The organism is Succinivibrio sp. (genome assembly GCF_045124615.1).
GTDB classification, from domain to species: domain Bacteria; phylum Pseudomonadota; class Gammaproteobacteria; order Enterobacterales; family Succinivibrionaceae; genus Succinivibrio; species Succinivibrio faecicola.
This window is the reverse complement of the sequence record NZ_JBGVMC010000202.1, coordinates 1-1,561: the sequence shown is the minus strand read 5'-3', so window position 1 is coordinate 1,561 and position 1,561 is coordinate 1. Positions and strand designations below refer to the sequence as shown.

Here is a 1,561-nt window from a genome sequence, read left to right as displayed (position 1 = left end):
GTGACTGCTCCAAAAAAGCCAATCTGTGATTCAATCTGAAATCTTATATCGGGAGCACTATTGAAGTCACCGCTTGCACGGGTGATAGTTCCAGCATAGATCTGATTATAGCCATTTGTATCGTCACCGGCATAGATATTGATATAGTTACGCCTTACAAATAAGGGGTGCATACATAGAGTAGATAACTGCTCCATCACGTCAAGGGGTAAACCGTAAATCGTTGCGCTTGCCTTGCCAAAATCAGGCGCACCCGTCTTTTCAACTCGCACCGACATTGCAAGATCGCTTATTTCGTATGCGTTACCCTCACCACCTTTGAAAGAGCCTTTTTGTAGAGTAAGTAATATTTTTAATTTTCTTTTAAAAAATGAAGTGTGCTCCTGGGTGTTAATCTTTGAATCATTATTTAAGAGATCTCTAATCTGTATCATTTTCTATCTCCGTCATTTCTGATTCAGTTACGTATATCAGCTTAAAACGGTTTTCTAACTGCTCATAATTAGCTTTACTCTGCCGATCTGCTGGGGAGGTTGAATCAACCATATAAAAATTCCCCTTAAATTCCGTCTGATATAGTAAAATTTTTACTCTAGGTAAACAAATTACATTTTGCACGATTAAAGTATCATCAACCCACAAAGAAAAGTATGGAATACCATTTAAAAATCTTAATTGTATCGTGCAATTCTGCTCTTCTAAAACAGCGTTAAACTCCTGATTAGGGGTATTGATTAGAGGTAATTCAAGCATTTTTTTACCTTCCTGTAATCATATTAAAAATGCCCTGTAGTGCACTGGTTTCTTTTCCCTGCTGCAATCCCCTTTGTTTTTTCGCTCCTACTCTGACATTAGTATATTGACTTGTCACCTCTCGCACCTCGATAAAACTCAATTCAGCGTATATAATATCTGTTCCGTTATCGGCCGATCTGTTGAAATTAAACTTTGTTAATTTCATGTTCTCGTATTCTTTTTCAGGTGTGACAACGGTCAACAAGTCGGTGCTTTGTAGATAGGTCTGTAACGCATCAACAAAACGAATTAAATCAGGTACAAAACCATGCTTAGCAATCATGCAGCTTAATTCTGTTGGTGTCTGAACAATATTGTATGTTGCGAATGATCCACCCTCAACCGGGGCGTGTGTAACTTTGCTTTCCTGTTTTACATCTGCGCTTTGAAAAGAATCAAAACTAAAAGCCTTTTCTCCGCTTTCGTCAATAATGCTCCATTCTTCCGGCAGAATGCCTAAAACGTCATACTGACGTATAAAGGAGGCGGCATAATTAAGGCCATAATTCAGCTTATTGTTAAGATAATCAGATCCATAATTAACGGCTTTTTGAATACCTTTATTTGCTAGATCCTGAACTGCTCCATTTGTTCCTTCTGGAAATAAAGCCATATATCCCCCTAGTAAACAGATCCTTGTGAGGCCATAGCAATCCAACGATCTGCATCATTCATTTCTCGATCTGCCTCTCGCATTGTGGCGGTAACTACTGCAGGATTATTTGATCCGATATTGATTACCTGAGAACGGCTAACATTATTATTT

Annotated in this window: 3 protein-coding genes; all 3 read right to left on the bottom strand. The window is 38.3% G+C overall.

Going from position 1 to position 1,561, the window contains the following annotated elements; genetic code table 11:
• Positions 1-434, bottom strand: a 434-nt coding sequence (locus ACJML3_RS05220; RefSeq protein ID WP_406021235.1) for a hypothetical protein, incomplete at its 3' end; no start/stop codon positions are given.
• Positions 421-753 (bottom strand): hypothetical protein, encoded by a 333-nt coding sequence (locus ACJML3_RS05215; protein ID WP_406021233.1) that lies wholly within the window; start codon positions 751-753, stop codon positions 421-423. The genes ACJML3_RS05220 and ACJML3_RS05215, both read right to left, overlap by 14 nt.
• A gap of 4 nt (positions 754-757) precedes the next feature.
• Positions 758-1,408: a phage baseplate protein gene (locus tag ACJML3_RS05210; protein ID WP_406021231.1), complete on the bottom strand. Its 651-nt coding sequence runs from the start codon at positions 1,406-1,408 to the stop codon at positions 758-760.
• Between the last annotated feature and the right edge of the window lie 153 nt (positions 1,409-1,561).

Bases quoted from the DNA above. Each gene is read 5' to 3' on its own strand.
- ACJML3_RS05215 (WP_406021233.1), bottom strand. From the start codon at position 753: ATGCTTGAATTACCTCTAATCAATACCCCTAATCAGGAGTTTAACGCT.
- ACJML3_RS05210 (WP_406021231.1), bottom strand. From the start codon at position 1,408: ATGGCTTTATTTCCAGAAGGAACAAATGGAGCAGTTCAGGATCTAGCA.